Source organism: Delftia sp. HK171 (genome assembly GCF_001886655.1).
GTDB classification, from domain to species: Bacteria; Pseudomonadota; Gammaproteobacteria; order Burkholderiales; family Burkholderiaceae_C; genus Comamonas; species Comamonas acidovorans.
Map to the genome: position 1 here is coordinate 1,954,959 of NZ_CP018101.1, position 19,391 is coordinate 1,974,349.

17 protein-coding genes are annotated in these 19,391 nt (G+C 67.9%); 7 read left to right on the top strand and 10 right to left on the bottom strand.

Features of this window, described 5'->3' with window-relative positions; all coding sequences use genetic code 11:
- Nucleotides 1–123 precede the first annotated feature (123 nt).
- A complete protein-coding gene (locus BO996_RS08865; protein ID WP_071954519.1) occupies nt 124–558 on the top strand; it encodes a hypothetical protein in 435 nt (144 codons plus the stop codon).
- A 61-nt stretch (nt 559–619) separates the two neighbouring features.
- On the opposite strand, the gene BO996_RS08870 is transcribed toward BO996_RS08865, so the two are convergent.
- The gene (locus BO996_RS08870; RefSeq protein WP_016449026.1) at nt 620–1,063 is read right to left on the bottom strand and encodes a MarR family winged helix-turn-helix transcriptional regulator; all 444 of its coding nucleotides are present in this window, start codon (nt 1,061–1,063) and stop codon (nt 620–622) included.
- A gap of 299 nt (nt 1,064–1,362) precedes the next feature.
- Here BO996_RS08870 and BO996_RS08875 point away from each other — a divergent pair, with 299 nt between their 5' ends.
- Genes BO996_RS08875 through BO996_RS08885 form a run of 3 tightly spaced genes read left to right on the top strand, consistent with a single transcriptional unit; the run spans nt 1,363 to nt 6,740 of the window.
- Nucleotides 1,363–3,555 (top strand): formate dehydrogenase subunit gamma, encoded by a 2,193-nt coding sequence (locus tag BO996_RS08875; RefSeq protein ID WP_071954520.1) that lies wholly within the window; start codon nt 1,363–1,365, stop codon nt 3,553–3,555.
- 12 nt (nt 3,556–3,567) lie between these two features.
- A complete protein-coding gene (fdhF, locus tag BO996_RS08880) occupies nt 3,568–6,504 on the top strand; it encodes a formate dehydrogenase subunit alpha (RefSeq protein WP_071954521.1) in 2,937 nt (978 codons plus the stop codon).
- On the top strand, nt 6,504–6,740 hold the full coding sequence (locus tag BO996_RS08885) for a formate dehydrogenase subunit delta (RefSeq protein WP_071954522.1): 237 nt from the start codon (nt 6,504–6,506) through the stop codon (nt 6,738–6,740). The genes fdhF and BO996_RS08885 overlap by 1 nt, the downstream gene beginning before the upstream one ends.
- Before the next feature lie 2 nt (nt 6,741–6,742).
- Here the strand turns inward: BO996_RS08885 and BO996_RS08890 are convergent, their stop codons facing one another.
- A complete protein-coding gene (locus BO996_RS08890) occupies nt 6,743–7,627 on the bottom strand; it encodes a LysR family transcriptional regulator (protein ID WP_071954523.1) in 885 nt (294 codons plus the stop codon).
- Nucleotides 7,628–7,699: 72 nt separating this feature from the next.
- Between BO996_RS08890 and BO996_RS08895 the strand changes: the two genes are divergently transcribed.
- A complete protein-coding gene (locus tag BO996_RS08895) occupies nt 7,700–8,656 on the top strand; it encodes a DMT family transporter (RefSeq protein ID WP_071954524.1) in 957 nt (318 codons plus the stop codon).
- A gap of 16 nt (nt 8,657–8,672) precedes the next feature.
- Here the strand turns inward: BO996_RS08895 and BO996_RS08900 are convergent, their stop codons facing one another.
- The 5 genes from BO996_RS08900 to BO996_RS08920 form a co-directional block, all read right to left on the bottom strand.
- Nucleotides 8,673–9,668: a Bug family tripartite tricarboxylate transporter substrate binding protein gene (locus tag BO996_RS08900; protein WP_071954525.1), complete on the bottom strand. Its 996-nt coding sequence runs from the start codon at nt 9,666–9,668 to the stop codon at nt 8,673–8,675.
- A gap of 111 nt (nt 9,669–9,779) precedes the next feature.
- The gene (locus BO996_RS08905; RefSeq protein ID WP_071954526.1) at nt 9,780–10,694 is read right to left on the bottom strand and encodes a dioxygenase family protein; all 915 of its coding nucleotides are present in this window, start codon (nt 10,692–10,694) and stop codon (nt 9,780–9,782) included.
- A gap of 47 nt (nt 10,695–10,741) precedes the next feature.
- Nucleotides 10,742–11,734 (bottom strand): Bug family tripartite tricarboxylate transporter substrate binding protein, encoded by a 993-nt coding sequence (locus tag BO996_RS08910; protein WP_012203793.1) that lies wholly within the window; start codon nt 11,732–11,734, stop codon nt 10,742–10,744.
- Nucleotides 11,735–11,776: 42 nt separating this feature from the next.
- Nucleotides 11,777–12,055 (bottom strand): muconolactone Delta-isomerase, encoded by a 279-nt coding sequence (gene catC / locus BO996_RS08915; RefSeq protein WP_012203794.1) that lies wholly within the window; start codon nt 12,053–12,055, stop codon nt 11,777–11,779.
- Nucleotides 12,056–12,083: 28 nt separating this feature from the next.
- Entirely contained in the window at nt 12,084–13,271 is a 1,188-nt protein-coding gene (locus tag BO996_RS08920) for a muconate cycloisomerase family protein (RefSeq protein WP_071954527.1), read from the bottom strand.
- A 282-nt stretch (nt 13,272–13,553) separates the two neighbouring features.
- Between BO996_RS08920 and BO996_RS08925 the strand changes: the two genes are divergently transcribed.
- Together BO996_RS08925 and BO996_RS28925 are read left to right on the top strand one after the other, a co-directional pair.
- Nucleotides 13,554–13,814: a hypothetical protein gene (locus BO996_RS08925; protein WP_049801454.1), complete on the top strand. Its 261-nt coding sequence runs from the start codon at nt 13,554–13,556 to the stop codon at nt 13,812–13,814.
- Between the two features lie 83 nt (nt 13,815–13,897).
- Nucleotides 13,898–15,064 (top strand): hypothetical protein, encoded by a 1,167-nt coding sequence (locus BO996_RS28925; RefSeq protein ID WP_143290086.1) that lies wholly within the window; start codon nt 13,898–13,900, stop codon nt 15,062–15,064.
- 167 nt (nt 15,065–15,231) lie between these two features.
- Here BO996_RS28925 and BO996_RS08935 read toward each other — a convergent pair whose 3' ends face one another.
- From BO996_RS08935 to BO996_RS08945, 3 genes are all read right to left on the bottom strand, one after another.
- Nucleotides 15,232–17,613 (bottom strand): TonB-dependent siderophore receptor, encoded by a 2,382-nt coding sequence (locus BO996_RS08935; RefSeq protein WP_071954528.1) that lies wholly within the window; start codon nt 17,611–17,613, stop codon nt 15,232–15,234.
- A gap of 88 nt (nt 17,614–17,701) precedes the next feature.
- Nucleotides 17,702–18,754 (bottom strand): FecR family protein, encoded by a 1,053-nt coding sequence (locus tag BO996_RS08940; protein WP_071954529.1) that lies wholly within the window; start codon nt 18,752–18,754, stop codon nt 17,702–17,704.
- Nucleotides 18,751–19,311 carry an RNA polymerase sigma factor gene (locus tag BO996_RS08945; RefSeq protein ID WP_071954530.1) on the bottom strand — a complete coding sequence of 187 codons (561 nt, stop codon included), beginning with the start codon at nt 19,309–19,311 and terminating at the stop codon, nt 18,751–18,753. The genes BO996_RS08940 and BO996_RS08945 overlap by 4 nt, the downstream gene beginning before the upstream one ends.
- Nucleotides 19,312–19,391: the final 80 nt, after the last annotated feature.

The following is a 19,391-nucleotide window of genomic DNA, read 5'->3' on the forward strand; positions in this document are numbered from 1 at the left end:
CCGATTTGCTGGAGAACTTCCATGGACTGAAGCTCCTGTGAGCTCAACCGGTCCATGCGACACAATGACTGCTCCTGGCGCAAGCAATTCGCTGCGCCATATCTTCAGCGGAGCCTTGTTCTCATGTCATTGAATGGCAGCTATCGCAGGCATGGCCTGGTCGCCACGGCAATCCTGGCTGTGCTCTGCCTTTCAGTGCTGGTCGCTCCCCGAAAGGCGATGGCCAACCAGGAAGAACCAGTGGTTTTGCTCGGCTCGATCCATCGTTCGGTCGGAGAAGGGCAAACCATGGGCTGCGAGAAAATTGCGCTGCGGCCCAAGGATGTCATCCGTTATTTCTCCACGGCAACCGAGGTTTCCTTCTCCACCTTCCACTATGAATCGATCATTCTGCCTTGCGCCTTCAGTGGGAAGCTGCGGCGCAATGGCGTGGTCTATGGGTGGAGCATCAATGCAGCAGGCGCCGGGTATCTCTATCCGGAAGATGGGCGTGAGAATCTGTTTTTTCTTTGCTACAGGTCGTGCGCAAAGGCACTGCCTGGGTTGATGGGGCTTTGACGGCGAGGGCCCAAGCCCTTTGAAATCGCCTGGCAGCCATCCTCATGAAAACAGGGGCTCTTCAATCCGCCTCGCCACCTTCCAGCATCTTCTTGAGCAGAAAATCCAGCGCCAGCCGCTCGGCCGGATTGAGCTTGCCGTAGGTGCTTTCGGTGATCTGCTTGGCGAAGGGCTCCATGTCGCGCACCAGGTCCTGGCCGGCCTCGGTGAGGTTGATGACGACCTTGCGGCGGTCGATGCGGTCATGGTCCACCTGCACCAGTTCGCGCTGCTTGAGCCGGTCCACCACGCCGCGGATGGTGGCCTGGTCGATCACGGTGGCCTTGACGATGTCTGCCAGCGAGCTGCCGCTGTTGTCGCGCACGGAGCACAGCACCACGAATTGCGCAGCCGTGAGCTGCGAGTCGGGAATGTATTGCTGGAAGAGTGCAGTGTGGCGCTGATAGACACGCCGCAGCAGGTGGCCGATCTGGTCTGAAAAATGATAGCCATCCTGTGGCGTCATGGCTGATGGCTGGTGGTTCATGGTGCGCGTGAGCTTATCAAAATTCACACCAAATACCGTGTGATTTGCGACAAGCCGGGCGCATTTGCCAAGTGGCGCAAACCCGCGCTGGCTGCGGCATCCGCAAGACCTGAGGCAGCAGGCGCAGCACTGCCCGGCGGCTCATTTGCCGATTGAATGGCGCAATCATCCGTTTGAATTTGACGGCTTGCCCGGCAGGCCTTGAAATGGCATGAGAGACAAAGCGCCAGCGGACCGGACCGCGCCGCTCCCCACAACGAAAGCCAGCAGGGATACCCATGCCAGCCACACAAGGGAAGATCATTCCCATTGCCGTCCTCCATGCCGCTGTTGCCAACAGCGCACTCGGCGCCCATGAGCGCGAGGCCGTCGAGCACGCCATTGCCGTCCATGCCCGGCGCCCCGGCCCCCTGATCGAGTTGCTGCACGCCGTGCAGGACATGCTGGGCCATATCCCCGAAGCCGCCGTGCCGCGCATTGCCGATGCGCTGAACCTCTCGCGTGCCGAGGTGCATGGCGTCATCTCCTACTACCCCCATTTCCGCAGCACGCCAGCGGGCCGCCATGTGCTGCAGGTCTGCCGCGCCGAGGCCTGCCAGTCGCGCGGTGCGGACGCGCTGCTGGCCCACGCAGGCCAGGCGCTGGGCTGCGGATCGAGTGGGCACGGGCATGGGCATGGAACCAGTGCCGATGGCGCCGTCACGCTGGAGCCGGTCTACTGCCTGGGCCTGTGCGCGTCATCGCCTGCCGTGATGCTCGATGGCCAGCCCCATGCGCATGTTTCGGCCAACGGACTGGATGCACTCATCGCGCAATGCCGCCAGCCGAAGCAGGCTGGCGAGCCGGTGGCCCAGCCTGCGCATGCAGGGGCAGGGGCAGAGGCAGGAGCAGGGGCAGGCCCCGGCGTGCGCGTCTATGTGCCCCGCGATGCCGCCGCGCTGGCCGTGGGCGCTGACGCCGTGGCCGGCGCCCTGCAGCGCGAGTGCGCGGCGCGCGGCCTTCAGGTGCAGATCGTGCGCAACGGCTCGCGCGGCCTGCTGTGGCTGGAGACCCTGGTGGAAGTCGAGACGCCCGAAGGCCGCATGGCCTACGGCCCGGTCACGGCCGATGCGGTGCCGGGCCTGATCGATGCCGGAATGCTGCAGGGCGGCAGCCATGCGCTGTGCCATGGACTGACCGAGGCCATTGCCTACCTGGCGCGCCAGGAGCGCCTGACCTTTGCGCGCGTGGGCGTCATCGACCCGCTGAACCTGGCCGACTATGCGGCCCATGGCGGCTGGCAGGGGCTGGAGCGCGCGGCGCGCATGGAGCCCGCGGCCATCGTGCAGGAGGTGCTGGATTCGGGCCTGCGCGGCCGTGGCGGTGCGGCGTTCCCGGCCGGCATCAAGTGGAAGACCGTGGCCGCCGCAGCGGGGCCGCAAAAGTACATTGCCTGCAACGCCGACGAGGGCGACTCGGGCACCTTCGCCGACCGGCTGCTGATGGAGGGCGACCCCTACACGCTGATCGAAGGCATGGCCATCGCGGGCCTGGCCGTGGGCGCCACGCAGGGCCTGGTCTATGTGCGCAGCGAGTATCCGCATGCCATCGCCACCCTGCGCGAAGCCATTGCGCGCGCCGAGGCCGCAGGCTGGCTGGGCCGCGACGTGGCCGGCAGCGGAAGGGCCTTCCACATGGAGGTGCGCAAGGGCGCGGGCAGCTATGTCTGCGGCGAGGAAACGGCCATGCTGGAGAGCATCGAGGGCCGGCGCGGCATCGTGCGCGCCAAGCCGCCGCTGCCGGCCATAGCGGGGCTGTGGAGCCGGCCCACGGTGATCAACAACGTGATCACGCTGGCCACGGTGCCGCTGATCCTGGCGCGCGGCGCGGCTTTCTACCAGGGCTTCGGCATGGGCCGCTCGCGCGGCACCCTGCCGTTCCAGTTGGCCGGCAACATCGCGCGCGGCGGCCTGGTGGAAAAGGCCTTCGGCCTGAGCCTGCGCGAGCTGGTGGAAGACTTCGGCGGCGGCACGGCCACCGGCCGCGCCATCAAGGCCGTGCAGGTGGGTGGCCCGCTGGGCAGCTATGTGGCGCCGGCCGACTGGGATGCGCCGCTGGACTACGAGGCCTATGCCGCCAAGGGCAACGTGGTGGGACACGGCGGCATCGTCGTGCATGACGACACGGCCGACATGGCGCAGCTGGCGCGCTACGCCATGGAGTTCTGCGCCATCGAGTCCTGCGGCAAGTGCACGCCCTGCCGCATCGGCTCCACGCGCGGCGTGGAGGTCATCGACCGCATCGTGCGCGCCGGCACCGACCCTGCTGCCCACGCCGGCCAGGTGGCCTTGCTGGAAAGCCTGTGCGACACCATGCAGCACGGCTCCATGTGCGCCATGGGCGGGATGACGCCGTATCCCGTGCGCTCGGCGCTGAACCACTACCCCCAGGACTTCGGCATCGAGTCCACCACGGCCGCAGCGGCTGCCTGAACGGAGAACACCATGCTCGAACATTTGAAGCAAGCCGACTGGGGCACGCCCGCCAGCCCGTCCGAACGCCTGATCACCCTGCAGATCGACGGACGCGAGGTCTGCGTTCCCGAGGGCACCTCGCTGATGCGCGCGGCCATGGAAGGCGGCGTCAGCGTGCCCAAGCTATGCGCCACCGACAGCCTGGAGCCCTTCGGCTCCTGCCGCCTGTGCCTGGTGCAGATCGAGGGGCGCAAGGGCTTTCCGGCCTCGTGCACCACGCCGGCCGAGCCGGGCATGAAGGTGCGCACGCAAAGCCCGCAGCTGCAGGAGCTGCGCCGCGGCGTGATGGAGCTGTACATCTCCGACCATCCGCTGGACTGCCTGACCTGCAGCGCCAACGGCGACTGCGAACTGCAGGACATGGCCGGCACCGTGGGCCTGCGCGAGGTGCGCTACGGCTTCGACGGCGCCAACCACTTCAAGGGCCAGGCGCGCGCCGAGGTCGATGTCTCCAACCCGTACTTCAGCTACGACCCCAGCAAGTGCATCGTCTGCAACCGCTGCGTGCGCGCCTGCGAGGAGACGCAGGGCACCTTTGCACTGACCATCTCGGGCCGGGGGTTCGAGTCGCGCGTCACGGCGGGGCAGGGCGGCAGCTTCATGGACAGCGACTGCGTCAGCTGCGGCGCCTGCGTGCAGGCCTGCCCCACGGCCACGCTGCAGGAAAAGACCGTGACCGAGCTGGGCCAGGCCGGGCACAGCGCCATCACCACCTGCGCCTACTGCGGCGTGGGCTGCGGCTTCAAGGCCGAGATGAAGGGCGAGCAGGTCGTGCGCATGGTGCCCTGGAAGGAAGGCCAGGCCAACGAGGGCCATGCCTGCGTCAAGGGCCGCTTTGCCTGGGGCTATGCCACGCACAAGGACCGCATCACCCGGCCCATGGTCCGCGCGAAGATCACCGACCCCTGGCGCGAAGTGAGCTGGGAAGAGGCCATTGCCCACACGGCCAGCGAGTTCCGCCGCATCCAGGCGAAGCACGGCAAGGATTCCATTGGCGGCATCACCTCCTCGCGCTGCACCAACGAAGAGGCCTACCTGGTGCAAAAGCTGGTGCGTACGGCCTTCGGCAACAACAACGTCGATACCTGCGCGCGCGTGTGCCACTCGCCCACGGGCTATGGCCTGGGCCAGACCTATGGCACCTCGGCCGGCACGCAGACCTTCAAGTCCATCGAGCACACGGACGTGGTCATGGTCATCGGCGCCAATCCCACGGCCGCGCACCCGGTGTTCGGCTCGCGCATGAAAAAGCGCCTGCGCGGCGACGGCCGGCGTGCGGGCGCCAAGCTCATCGTCATCGACCCGCGCGAGATCGAGCTCGTCAAGTCGCCCCACATCCGCGCCGACTACCACCTGCAACTGCGGCCCGGCACCAACGTGGCCATGATCACCTCGCTGGCCCATGTCATCGTCACCGAAGGCTGGCTGGCCGAGGACTACATCGCCGAGCGCTGCGATGCCAAGTCCTTCGCGCAGTGGAAGGAATTCGTGGCCCGGCCCGAGAACTCGCCCGAGGCCATGGCCGAGGTCACCGGGGTGGCGCCTGACCTGGTGCGCGGCGCCGCGCGCCTGTATGCGCTGGGTGCCGAGGACCACGCGGCGGGCACTCCCGTCAACGCGGCCATCTACTACGGCCTGGGCGTGACCGAGCATGCGCAGGGCTCGACCATGGTCATGGGCATTGCCAACCTGGCCATGGCCACGGGCAACGTGGGCCGCGAAGGCGTGGGCGTGAACCCGCTGCGCGGCCAGAACAATGTGCAGGGCTCCTGCGACATGGGCTCCTTCCCGCATGAGCTGCCCGGCTACCGCCACATCTCGGACAGCACGGTGCGCGCCGAGTTCGAGGGGGCCTGGGGCGTGGCGCTCAGCCCCGAGCCCGGCCTGCGCATTCCCAACATGTTCGAGGCGGCCCTGGCCGGCAGCTTCATGGGCCTGTACTGCGAGGGCGAGGACATCGTGCAGTCCGACCCCAACACCCAGCATGTGACGGCCGCGCTCTCGGCCATGGAATGCGTGGTGGTGCAGGACATCTTCCTCAACGAAACCGCCAAGTACGCCCATGTCTTCCTGCCGGGCGCTTCCTTCCTCGAAAAGGACGGCACCTTCACCAATGCCGAGCGCCGCATCTCGCGCGTGCGCAAGGTCATGGCGCCGCTGGCCGGCTATGCCGATTGGGAAGTCACCCAGCTGCTGGCCAATGCGCTGGGCTACGCCATGCACTACACGCACCCGAGCGAGATCATGGCCGAGATCGCCGCGCTCACGCCCAGCTTCGCGGGCGTGAACTACGACAAGATCGACCGGCTGGGCAGCGTGCAATGGCCCTGCAATGACAGCACCGAAGAGGCCGGCACTTCCATCATGCACAGGGACCGCTTCGTGCGCGGCAAGGGCCGCTTCATCATCACCCAGTACGTGGCCACCGACGAGAAGGTCACCCAGCGCTTTCCGCTGCTGCTGACCACGGGGCGCATCCTGTCGCAGTACAACGTGGGCGCCCAGACCCGGCGCACGCACAACAGCCACTGGCACAGCGAGGACCGGCTGGAAATCCATCCGCATGACGCCGAGGACCGCGGCATACGCGATGGCGACTGGGTAGGCATCGCCAGCCGCGCGGGCGAGACCGTGCTGCGCGCCACCGTCACCGAGCGCATACAGCCCGGCGTGGTCTACACCACCTTCCACTTCCCCGAATCGGGCGCCAACGTCATCACCACCGACAGCTCGGACTGGGCCACCAACTGCCCCGAATACAAGGTCACGGCCGTGCAGGTGCTGCCCGTCCCCCAGCACGCCCAGCCGTCCGACTGGCAGCGCGGCTTTGCGCGCATGCACGAAGAGCAGATCGGCCTGTTGCAAGCCGCGCAGGCAGGCAGCATGGCCGTGGCGGGAGGCAAGTGATGGACAGCGCCAACCTGGTCCGCATGGCCAACCGCATCGGCGAGTTCTTCGAGGCCATGCCCGAGCGCGACGAGGCCCTGCAGGGCATTGCCGAACACATCCGCAAATTCTGGGAGCCCCGCATGCGCGCCGAACTGGCCCGCGTGCTGGCCAGCCCCGACGAGGCGCAGGCGCTCAAGCCCATCGTGCGCGAGGCGCTGGTGCTGCATCCGCTGACCTTGCCGTCGGCGGCGTAGGCTTAGCCAAACTGCTTCTTCTTCGCCATCTCCCGCGCCAGCTCCACAAAGCCGGCAGCGGCCGGCGACAGCCGTTCCATGCTGCGTACGGCCAGGCCGGTGACGCGGCGCTGGCGGGGCGCGAGGCTGCGGTAGACCATGCCTTCAGGCGCCTGCTCGGGCACGGCCAGGCGTGCGGCAATCGCAATGGCGTGACCCTGGGCCACGAAGCCCTGCATGGAGGACATCTGCTCGAAGTGGTAGATGGCCGCAGGCTGGGCGCCTGCCTCGGCCAGGAAGCGGTCGATGTGCGCGCCCGACCCGGCCGAGGTGCGTACAAAGGCCTCGCCCTGCAGATCGGCTGCGCGGATGCTGCGCTGGGCCGCCAGCCGGTGCGATGCGGGCAGCAGCGCCACCAGTTCGTCTTCCACCAGGGGCACGGTCTCGAAGCGCTCATCGGGCAGCACGACGAAGCCGATCTCCACGCGCCGCTCCAGCAGCCACTTGACCACGGTGTCGTCGTTTTGCTCGTCGATCTGCACCAGCACGGCGGGCTGGCGGCGGCGGTATTCGGTGATCAGCGGTGGCAGCAGACGCAGCGAAGAGGTGGCGCCGAACGAGGCCACGCGCAGCGTGCCGCGCGCCATGCCGCGTTCGGCATCGGCCTCCTGCCGCAAGGCCTCCTTTTGCTGGAGGATGTCGTTGGCGCGCTGCAGCAGCCGCGTGCCTGCGTCGGTCAGTGGGGAGTGGGGGCCTTCGCGCCGCACCAACTGCACCTGCAGCTCGCCTTCCAGCGCGCGCAGGGCATGGCTGACGGCGCTCTGGGTAATGCCCAGCAGCGCGGCCGCGCGCGAGAAACTGCCGGCGCGGGCCAGCGCCGCGAACACTTCGAGCTGGGTGAAGGTCATGGGATCACGGTGTCCAGGTCATGAGCATTCGCTCATTTGTCTATGAATCAATATGAGCACATAGTACGCGCCATGAATTTTCAACGCTTCTTCGGTCCCCACCTGCGGCTTGTCGGCATGGCCCTGCTGTGGGGCGCTTCCTGGCCTGCGGGCCGCGTGGTGGCACAGAACATGCCGCCGCTGGCCGCCGCCAGCCTGCGCTTCCTGCTGGCCGCCGCCGTGCTGCTGCCCTGGCTGTACTGGGCCGGTGGCATGGCCGGTCTCAGGCAATGGAGTGCCAAACGCTGGCTGGGCATGGCGGCCGCCGGCGCCACGGGCGTGTTCGGCTATGCGGCCTTTTTCCTCATGGGGCTGCAGCATGTGCCGGCCGGCAAGGCGGCCCTGGTGATCACGCTCAACCCCGTGCTCACGCTGGCGCTGGCGGTCTGGCTGTTCGGCGAGCGGCTCAACCGCACCATTGCCCTGGGCATGGCGCTGGCGGCCTGCGGCGCCGTGGTGGTGATCTCGCATGGCCAGCCGCTGGCGCTGCTGCAGGGATCGGTGGGCGCCGGCGAGCTGCTGATCCTGGGCTGCGTGGTGTGCTGGGTGACCTACACCCTGATCGGCCGCTGGCTGCTCACGGGTGTCGATGCGCTGTCGGCCACGGCCGTGACCTCGACCATGGGCGCGGCCATGCTGCTGGTGGCCAGCCTGGTGGTCGAGGGGCCGGCCGGCCTGCAGGCCGCCGTGCTTGGCAACGCAACCGCCTGGGGTGCGCTGGCCTTCCTGGCCTTCGGCGCCACGGCCCTGGCCTATGCCTGGTATTTCGATGGCGTCAAGGCGCTGGGCGCGGGTGCGGCCTCTGGCTACATCACCCTGGTGCCCGTGATCGGCGTGGCGCTGTCGGCGCTGTGGCTGGGCGAGAGCATCGATGCCAGCATCGTGCTGGGCGGCGGCATGGCCGTGGCCGGCACGGCGCTGATGAACTGGGGGCGCAGGCCTGCGGCTGCGGTGCACGTGGTTGCCAAGCGCACCGCAGTCCAGAGCTGAACGGACTCCGTCCGGTTCAATCCAGCGAGGCGCCCGAGGTGCGCACGCGTTCGCCCTGCACCTGGTAGTCGCGCGCCAGGAAGTCGCGGTATTCGGCGGGGCTGGAGGCCACGGCCACGTAAGAGAACGCGTCCACCTGGGTCTTGCGGAATTCGGGCTCCAGCAGCACGCGGCGCACATCGGCGGCGATCTTCTCCACCAGGGGCGCCGGCGTTCCAGCCGGTGCCAGCAGGCCGATGTTGAAGACAGCCTGGATGTCGCGCACGCCGGCTTCCTTGAAGGTGGGCACATCCGGCAGGGCGATGCTGCGTGTCTCCGAGGACACGGCCAGGGCCTTGAGCTTGCCCGACTTGATGTGCTGCTCGATCACCGACACGCCCAGCACCGCTGCGTCGATCTGGCCGGCGATGACTTCGGGGATCAGCGGTGCGGCGCCCTTGTAGGGCACGTGCACCATCTCCAGCCCTTCCTGCTTGGCGAACATGGCCAGCGGCAGGTGCACGATGCCGCCCGCGCCCGATGAGCCATAGGTCAGCGGTTTGGTCTTGCCTGCCTGGCGTGCCTGAGCGATGAACTCCTGCAGCGTGCCGGCCTTGGAGCTCTGGGGCACGAAGAAGACCATGGGCACGCTGATCAGGCGGGAGATGGGGGCGAAGTCCTTTTGCGGGTTGTAGGGCAGCTTCCTGTACAGGTGCGGGTTCATGGTCAGCGACGCTTCGGTCGCGGCGAACAGCGTGTAGCCGTCGGGTGCGCTCTTGGCCACGTACTCGGCCCCGATGATCTCGTTGGCGCCTGTGCGGTTGAGGATGACCACGGGTTGCGACCAGACCTTGTTCAGGCGCGTGGCCAGCGCGCGTGCCAGGTTGTCCACGGGGCCGCCGGCCGCGTAGGGCACGACGATGTTCACCGGCTTGGAAGGAAAGGCTGCCGGAGCCTGGGCGTGTCCCAGGGCGGGCACGAGGGCCACGGTGGCGGTCAGCAGGGTTGCGGCGATGCGATGCAGGCTGGTCATGGTGTGGGAAGCGGGTACGGTGAAGCAGGCCGCACTCCAAGGGGCGGCCTGCTGTGGAACGGAAGAATCGAAAAAATGGCAGGCCGGAAGGCACCGGAAGGTGGCGCAGCCTCAGGCGCGCACACGCTCCATGCGTGTCAGCGGCAAGGACTCGCCTTCGCTGACTGCGGGCTGCAGCACGAAGTCGAAGCGCGTGCGGACGAAAGGCGCGTTCACGCCCAGCGACTCATAGCCGGCCGGCGCCACGCCGCGCTCCAGCTCGACGATCAGGCCGTCGCGCGTGGCGAAGGCGAAGTCGTCGTCCAGGTAGGTATCGCCGGGCAGGTTGACCTGGGTGGTCAGCGTGCGCATGCCGGGTGCAACCACGAGAAAGTGGATGTGGGCGGGACGATGGCCGTGGCGTCCCAGCGCGTCGAACAGTTCCGAGGTGGGGCTGTTCGGCGGTATGGAGTAGCCGGGCGGCACATAGCTGCGAAAGCGGTAGCGGCCCTGGTCGTCGGTTTCTATGCGGCGGCGCAGCTCGTAGGGCTTCATGCCCGGGAAGAAGTGTGAGTAGCCGCCCTGGACATTGGCATGCCAGACATCGATGAGCGCATGCGGCAGAGGCTGGCCGTCAAGATCCAGCACCCGTCCTTCCATCACGAAGACCTCGCCTTGGGGCTCGCCCTCGTCCAGGCGCGCCTCCGCTTGCGACAGCGGTGCACCGGCCACGAACAGCGGGCCTTCGATGGCGCGCGGCGTGCCGCCCGCACGGCCGGCACGCGCATCGGCCTCGTCGCTGCGGATGTCCAGCAGCCGGTCGAAGCCCAGGCCTGCCGTGATCAGGCCCAGCTGGCCGCTGCTCCCAAGGCGGCCCAGCCAGTCCACGGCGGCCCAGAACTCGTCGGGCGTGACATCCATCTCGTCGATGGTGTGGAACAGATCGCTGACGATGCGCTGGGTCAGCGCCCGCACGCGGTCGCTGCCAGGGGCGATCTGCTTGCTGTTGACCAGATTCAGCAGCTGGTCCTGGGACAGTTCGGACATGTTTGTCTCCTCGTGGTTTTATGGGATGTCCTGGAAAAGAGAAGCGCTCAATCCATGCTGATGTTGCGCTCCGTGATCACCTTGGTCCAGCGCACGGACTCGGCCTGCAGGTGCTTGGCCGCTTCCTCGGGGGTGGAGCCCACGACCTCGGCGCCGATGGCCTTGAAGCGTTCGAGCACGTCGGGCTGCTTCATCTCGGCCACAAAGACCTGGTTGAGCTTCTTGACGATGGCCGGCGGCGTGCTGGCGGGCATGAAGACGGCGAACCAGGGCGAGACCTCGTAGCCCTTGATGCCGGCCTCTTCCATGGTGGGCACGTCGGGCATGCTGGACGAGCGCTTGGCCGTGGTCACGGCCAGGGCGCGCAGCTTGCCCGACTGGATGTGCGGGCGCGCCGATGTGATGGAGTCGAACATGTAGTTGACCTGTCCGCCCAGCAGGTCGGAGACGGCCGGGCCCGATCCCTTGTAGGGGATGTGCAGGATGTCCACGCCGGCCAGCGAGTTGAACACTTCGCCTGCCAGGTGGATGGAGGTGCCGTTGCCGGCCGAGGCATAGGTCAGCTTGCCGGGCGAGGCCTTGGCGGCGGCCACCACGTCGGCCACGCTCTTGACGTTGGGCTGGGTGGAGTTGGTGACCAGGATGTTGGGCACCACGGCCAGCACGCCCACGGGGGCGAAGTCCTTGATCGGGTCGTAGCTGAGCTTGCGGTACAGCGGCTTGTTGGTGGCCATGCCGATGGAGGTGATCATCAGCGTGTAGCCGTCGCCGGGCTGCTTGGCCACGAAGTCGGCGCCGATGTTGCCGCCGGCGCCGGGACGGTTCTCGATCACGAAGGGCTGGCCCAGCGTGCGGCCGGCCTTCTCGCCCAGGGTGCGCGCGATGGCGTCCATGGCGCCGCCCGGCGGGAAGGGCACGATCCAGCGGATGGGCTTGCTGGGCCAGTTGGCCTCGGGGGCCTGCGCATGGGCGGCGGGCATCACGGCGGACAGGCACAGGCCTGCGGCTGCGGCGGTCAGAAAACGGCGTTTCACATTCACTTCAGTTGTCTCCGAAAAATTTGGTCTTGGTTTGGGCTGTGCTCAGGCGATGGCCGAGGGATGCCTTGCCAGCGGCGTGACCTGGATGTCCATGTAGGGGAACAGCGGCAGGCCCTGCAGCAGCTCGTGCAGCTCGTCGTTGGAGGCCACGTCGAACACGCTGTAGTTGGCGTACTCGCCCACCACGCGCCAGATGTGGGGCCAGCGGCCGTCGTGCTGCAGCTGCTGGGAATAGGCCTTCTCGCGGGCCTTGATCTCGGCTGCCACGTCGGCGGGCAGGTCGTGGGGAATCTTCACGTCCATGCGGACCAGATAAAGCATGTTTGTCTCCAGGAGGAATGAAAGGAATTCAGGTCGCAGCCCCGGTCCGGGCCTGCCCCATGTCGAAGTGCTGCGGCTGGCTGCCGGCCAGCGCGCGGTCGAAGCGGTCCAGCTGCTGCAGGTCGATCTCCAAGCCCAGGCCGGGCCCGTCGGGCAGTTGCAGCTCGAAGTCGCGGATGGCCATGCGCTCGGTGACGATGTCGTCCACCAGCAGCTGGGGGCCGAACAGCTCGCAGTTGTAGTGCTGCCCGCCCAGCGTGGCAAAGACATGGGCCGAGGCGGCCGAGCCGATCGAGGTCTCCAGCATGGTGCCGCCGTACCAGCCGATGTCGGCCGCCTGGGCAATGGCCGCCACCTTGCGCGTGCGCAGCAGGCCGCCGTGCTTGGCCACCTTGAGCGAGAACACATGGCTGGCCTGCTCGCGCGCCAGGCGCATGGCGTCGTAGGGCGTGCACACGCTCTCGTCGGCCATGACCAGCGCGCCCTGCAGCGTGGCCGTCAGCTCGCGCAGCGCGGGCACGTTCCAGCCGGCCACGGGCTGCTCGATCAGGGTCACGCCGGCATCGATCAATTGCGGCAGAAAGCGCCGCGCCGTGGCGCCGTCCCAGGCCTGGTTGACGTCCACGGTCAGCGTGGCGCGTCCCTGCAGGCCGCGCGCGATCTCGCTCACATGGGCCACGTCGGCCTCGGGCGTGCGCGCGCCGATCTTCATCTTGAAGATGCGGTGGCGCTTTTGTTCCAGGCGCAGATGGGCCTCGGCCAGGTCGCGCTCGATGTCGCCGCTGGCCAGCGTCCAGGCCAGGGGCAGGCTGTCGCGCTGCTTGCCGCCCAGCAATTGCCACAGCGGCAACTGCAGGCTGCGGGCCACGGCGTCCATCAGCGCGATTTCCACGGCGCTCTTGGCAAAGGCATTGCCCTTGCAGGCCAGGTCCATGCGCGAGAGGCAGGCCTCGAAGCGCGCGCCGTCCTGGCCGATCAGGCTGGGCGCCAGGTGGTTGGTGATGGCGTGGTGGATGCTCTCGGGCGATTCCTCGTTCCACGACGGGCCGCCGATGGTGGCGGCCTCGCCAAAGCCCGTGGCGCCATTGCGCAGCCACAGCTGCACGATCACCGGGCTTTGCCGGCTGATGGAGCCGAACGACAGCTTGTGCGGACGGATGGTGGGAATGTCGAGGATCCGCGCCTCGATGCGCTCGATCAGGAAACGGTCTTGCATGCCACAAGCGTAGTGGCATGTATTGCACTGTTCCAGTGAATTATTTTCCAGGAATTGTTCGATGAAATCGATGAATTGAGTGCGTGCGGCAATCCGTCGTGCCGACGGTGTGCCGTCACTCTAGATGCTGCCGGGCCGGTGGGATGTGGCAGGCTGCACTGGAGCGCTTGCGCCCGGGGAGGCAGCAGACAGCGGCAAACCCGCCTGACCCTGCAGCCAATGCAGGAGCGGATGAATTGCGGTGATGCAGTGCGCAGTCTGGCGCGATGATTCGGCGATGAAGTGCTGGCGGCCGATGTGACGGATTCCGATGGCGAGAAAAAGATCTCGGTCTATCTGAAAAGGCAATCCGGCAAGCAGATGGCCAAAAAACTGGGCGTGAGCAAGATCAATGAATTCGCGAGCACGGAAGAGGCTTCCTATTTCAAGGAGACCAGCAAGAAGACCACCTTGATGGTGGGCTCGGCCGATGAATTGCACATCGGCAATTCAGGAAAGAGCATCCGCTTCAATTCGGCAGTGGCTTGCCAGATGATCAAGTGAAGCGGCATCGGTATGCCACGCACCGGATCGTGAAGAAGAGGCCGCAACGCAGGAAGCCAAGCGATGATGTGGACGGAGGGCACGTGCAATTGGCCGAGAATGCAGGAATGCAAAATACAAAGCGCTCCACATTCGGCATGCGCAGCTTGCACACCGCGTGTGCATCCCTGTATGCAGCGGCCATTGTGCCGCTGCTTTCTTGCCTGGTGGCAGCGAGTCCAGCGCAGGCCCAGGCACTGTCCGTTCAGGTTCCCCATGGCCTGGATGGCTCGGCTGCCATGCGGGAAAACATGGCGTACGGTGTAGATCTCTGGTTGATGGCTCACGACAATGCGCGCCGTGTACTGCTGCTGGATCGCTGCACTGCACTGGATCGGAAGTTTCCCCAGCAAGCTGCGCCAGCAATGGTTGCGGCAAGCACGGAAGTCCTGCGCTGGATGACAGGCGAAGCATATTCCGATCTGCCGCCGGAGCCCTATTCGGTAGCCGTGCGCGAAATGCTCCCGGTTCTGGCAAAGCACGCGTTCAGCGAAAAGGAGCTTGCATCGTGGGATACCTTGCGCAATTCACCGCAGGGCCGTAGAGGGCGGGCCATACGAGAGGTCCAGTTGGCGCTGACAAAGGCGGCCGGCAGCCTGGTCGACGTGAGTTCAGGGCGCTATTGGAACTGGCCGTTGGCGCGAGCAGCGCGGCTTGCCGATGCCCATGGCCTGAGAGAGCAGGTCGATGCAGCATTCGAGGCGCTTGAGCCCGGAGCCGCCGCATGGCTGCGCGGTGTCAGTGTCGTTCCCGGGGAAACGCCGGCAGATGAAAAGTTCACGGGCCGCATCGCTGCTTCCGGCACGCTGTTGGCCCAGCATTTCATCGATGGCCTGGCACCCTTGGACAAGGAGGCGTATGAGCGCATCGAGCAAGTCAAGTTGCTGTATCGCTGGATAGATATCACGCAGGCGCTCAATCGTTTCGCCGCCAGGCCCAATCTGCCCTTCTTGCGCGGAGAGCCTATTCCCGAAACCGTGGCCGGCTTTTGTGACAGCGTGGGCTTGCCATCGTGCCAGCCCGGCGGTGAACTGCACACGGCCATCACCGGATACCAGGTGGCTACCGGCAATGCCGCACGCAGCGATGTGCCGATGAATACCACCCGTCGCATCGTGCATGGCCTGCCTGCCTCAGGTTGCGGCCCGATGTCCGGACCAGCCTATGGTGCCAGAGGCAGGCACTCGGCGAGCTCGGTGTCCGCGCCCTAGCCTTCTGTACCAGATGTCTGCCACCATGGAAATGCCCCGGGCGATGGCCAGCCCCAGGTGGGCAGGAGGCTCTGGCGCCGCGCGCCGCCCATGTTGCCACCTCCTTGCCGCGAGGCTTGGGCTGCATGGCGGGCTGACAGGGTGGCTCGGCGCGCGGCTGGGCACCTTCAGAAACTGCTGCGCAGCGTGACCATGATGCTGCGCGGCAGGCCGTAGTAGTTGCTGCGCGTGGCCGTGCTCACGCGCTCCCAGTAGACGCGGTCGAAGAGGTTGTCGATGTTCACGGCCAGCTTGACCTTGGGGGTGAGCGGGTAGGCGGCATAGACGGACCAGACGCCGTAGCCACCCGCGCGCCAGCGCACGGTGCCCAGGGTGTCGTAGAACTCGCTGACGGCGCGCACGCCCGCGCCCAGCTCCAGCCCCTGGGCCACGGGGCCGGCCACGCGGTAGCGCGCCCACAGGTTCACGCTGTGGCGCGGTGACATGGTGCTGAAGTCGGTGCCCGTCTGCGTGACGGTGCCCTGCAGGTATTTGGAGCGCATGTAGGCGTAGCTGGCCGCCACGTCCCAGCGCGGCGACAGCGAGCCGACCACTTCGGCCTCGAAGCCTTCGGAGCGCACCTTGCCTGCGGGGATGACGAAGGCGGCGTCGGCGGGGTCGGCCAGCGCGCGGTTGGTGTCCTGCATGCGGTAGATGGCGGCGGTGGCATTCAGGCGTCCGTCCAGCAGGCTGCCCTTGATGCCGGCCTCCACCTGCCGGCCCTCGCGCGGGGCGATCTGGCCGCCGCCAGCCAGGCGCCCGCTTTGCGGCTGGAAGATGCGCGACTGGCTGGCGTAGAGCGTCCAGCTGTCGTTCAGATCGAAGAGCACGGCGCCGAAGGGCGTGAACTGGCCATCGACCTCGTAGCCCGAGCGCGTGTTCTGCAGCCGATCCGAGGTTTCTGTCTTCCACCAGCTCTTGCGCGCGCCCGCCACCAGGGTGAGGGCCTGCGTGGGCTTGATGCGCAACTGGCCGTAGACGCCGCGCAGGCTGGTGCGCGTGATGTCGTCGGCAAAGGGCTTGAAGCTGGGCTCGGGGATGGAGGAGGGGTCGTAGTGGAACAGGTCGGCCGGCGTGTTCATGGCGCCGCGCAGCATGCGCAGGTGCATGTTGGAGCTGCGGTAGTCCGCGCCCGCGATGAAATGGTGCGTCTGCCCGGCCCATTGCCAGGGCGTGCTGTAGTAGATGTCGGCCGTGGTGTCGGCATAGTCGCGGTCCACGGTCTGGGCCTGGGTGAAGCGGCTGATGCCGGTATCCGAGACGGCCGAGTAGCCGTTGATGTACTTGTCGCGCTGCTGGCGCAGCACACGGCGCGCGGCCACCTTGAACAGGCCGCCGCCGTCGAGCCGCGTCTCGGACTCGATGAAGCCGGCCAGCGACTCGGGCGCGGCGCGGCCCCAATCGGCGGCAATGGCCACGTCGCGCGGAATGGGGGCCAGCCTGCCGTCGGCGTGGGCGGGCAGGCCGGTGTCGTAGTTGCCCCGGCCGCGCTGCCAGGTGGCGCCCACCGAGACCGTGCTCTGGGAAGTGATGTCCAGCTCCACCGTGCCATACAGCGCCTGCTTGTGGCCGTCCATGGCCATCACGGGGCTGCCGAAGTTCTCGTGCAGCGCCACCACCCGGCCACGCAGGCGGCCATCTTCGGACAGCGGGCCGGTGACATCCACCTCGGCCCGCTTGCGGCCCCGCGAGCCCAGGCCGATGGCGCCCTGGCCCTGGTAGTCCGGCAGGGCGCGCTTGCGCACCAGGTTGAGCATGACGCTGGGCTCGCCCGCGCCCGAGAACAGCCCGGCCGGCCCGCGCAGGGCCTCGACCCGGTCGAACAGGGCCAGGTCCAGCGTTTCCTGGGTGGCCGGGTTGCCGCTGACGGTGAGACCGTCCAACTGGTAGGTGGACGACTGGTAGCCGCGCGAGAGGATGTCGCTGCGCCCGCCTGTGCTGCTTTGCCGGCGCACGACGATGCCGGGCACCACCTTGGCGGCTTCGGTGAGCTCCACGAAGTTCTGGTCATCGAGCTGCGCGCGCGAGATCACGGACACGGACTGCGGCGTCTCCCGCGCCGTCAGCTCGATCTTGGTGGCCGCGCTGGCATAGGGCGCCCGGTAGCTGCCCGTGCCTTCCGTGCGGCCGTCGCGCAGGGCCGTGGCCGTCACCCGTACTTCGTCCAGCGCGGTCTGCGGGCGCGCCGGGGCGGGGCGCAGCAGCCAGCCGCCCTGGGGCTGGGCAGAGGCTTGCAGGCCGCTGCCGGCCAGCAGGCGCTGCAGTGCCTCGGCCGGCTCCAGGCGGCCCTGGACGGCGGGCGCGGTCTTGCCTGCCAGCAGGGCGCTGTCGGCCGCGATGCTGGTGCCGGTGGCGCGCGCCAGGGCCTTGATGGCGTCGGACAGCGGCTGGGCCGGCAGGTCGATGTCGGCAGGGGCGGCCAGGGCTGGCGTGCAGGCCAGTGCCGCCGCGCAGGCGAGCAGGGACAGGCAGGCGCGTGCCGGGCGGGAGGAAAGAGGGCGGGCAGGCATGGCGGGAACGTTCTCCTGGAAATCGGTTGTGCTCGCCTGTATGACGGGGCAGCCCGCCGGATCCCTGATGTGTGTTGGCCGTTTTTTTTCAGTTTTTCCGGATTTTTTCCGGCGCCGTGCTGCGCGGGGCCAGCCAGGTGGCGCCGTCGCGCTCCTGCACGCGCACGGCGGCGATGCGCGGCAGCGCGTCCAGGAAGCTCTCCACATCGGCGCGCTGCACGGCGGCCGTGATGCGCGGCCCGCCCGTGCCGTCGGCTACGGCCGCACGCACGGGCTGGCGGCGCCAGCGCGACAGCGTGGCCGCGATCTCGCCCAGCCCGGCGCTGTCGAAGACGATGAGGCCGCGTTCGATGGACGAGAAGCTGTCGCGCGCATCGCGCTGCACGCGGCGGGGGCGGGGGCTGGCGTGGGCGCCATCGGCACCGGGGACAGCACCGGCGCTTTCGTCCGGCAGTTCCCCCACTTCGCCAGCCTGCAGCAGCAGGGACGGTTCTCCTTCAGCACCTTTCACCGCCAAACGCACCGTGCCATGCTCCACGCTCACCCGCACCAGGCCCGGCAGGCGGTTGACGGTGAAGCGCGTGCCCAGCACGGTGATGCGCGCCTGGCCTGCGTCGATGGTGAAGTGGCGGTCTGCATCCCTGGCCACGTCGAACAGGGCCTCGCCCTGCTCCAGCACCACGGCGCGCCGGCGGCGCGTGTAGCGCGTGGCGATGCGGCTGGCCGGTCCCAGGGTCAGCACGCTGGCGTCGGGCAGGTTCAGCACGATGCGTTCGCCAATCGCACTGTCGCGGGCCAGGGCGAACACGGTGGTGTCCTGCCATTCAAGCCAGCCGCGCCATGCCAGCAGGCCCGCCGTGCCCAGGCCGGCAACGCCCAGCACGCCGCGGGTGATGGCTGCGCGCCGCGTGTTGCGGCGCTGGCGTGCGGCGGTGTTCACGGCCGTGGCCAGGGCCTCGGTGCGGGGCGTGGAGTCGAAGTCCTGCCACAGCGCCTCGAAGGCGGCGTATTCGGCGGCGTGGCGCGGGTCGGCGTCCATCCAGGTGCGCCAGGCGTCGGCGTCGGCGGCGCCGGGCTGCGCTCCCGCATCCCGGTGCATGCGTATGAACCAGCGCGCGGCCTCTTCGCGCGGCGTGGTCATGGCGCGAGCAGCTCGCGCGCGGCGCGCAGGTCCAGCAGGGCGCGCATCAGGTGGCGCTCCACCATGTTCAGGCTGATGCCCAGCGTGGCGGCAATCCTGGGCTGGGAATGGCCTTCCACCTTGCACAGCCAGAACACCTCGCGGCAGCGCGGGGGAAGCCCTTCGATGACCCGCTGCGCAGCGGCCAGGCGCTGCTGCAGATCGGCCAGCACCTCGGCGGAAGGCGCGGTGAATGCTTCCTGCACGGCGATGGCGTCCGCGCGCTTGCCGGGGGCCGTGGAGTCCGGCTCGCCTGCCAGGTCGGGCAGGGGCACGAAGCGGCGTTCATGCGCCATCTGGTCCGCGAGCACGGTACGCGCCACCACGCGCAGATAGGCGTGCGGCTGGGCGATGCCTTCATGCCTGCCGCTGAGGGCGTAGCGCACGAAGGCGTCATGCAGCACATCCTGCGCACGGTGGATGCAGCGCGTGCTGCGCCAGATGGCGGGCAGCAGGCTGCCGTAGGCCCAGCGCAGGTCCAGGCCCAGCCAGGCTGCGGGAGTCGGATGGCGTGTCATACGAACGGGAATGGAGGCCGGGCGTGCCGACCGGCAGGTTCAGGGAGCAAGGTTGCGGCATTCTAAATGAGACTTTTTCT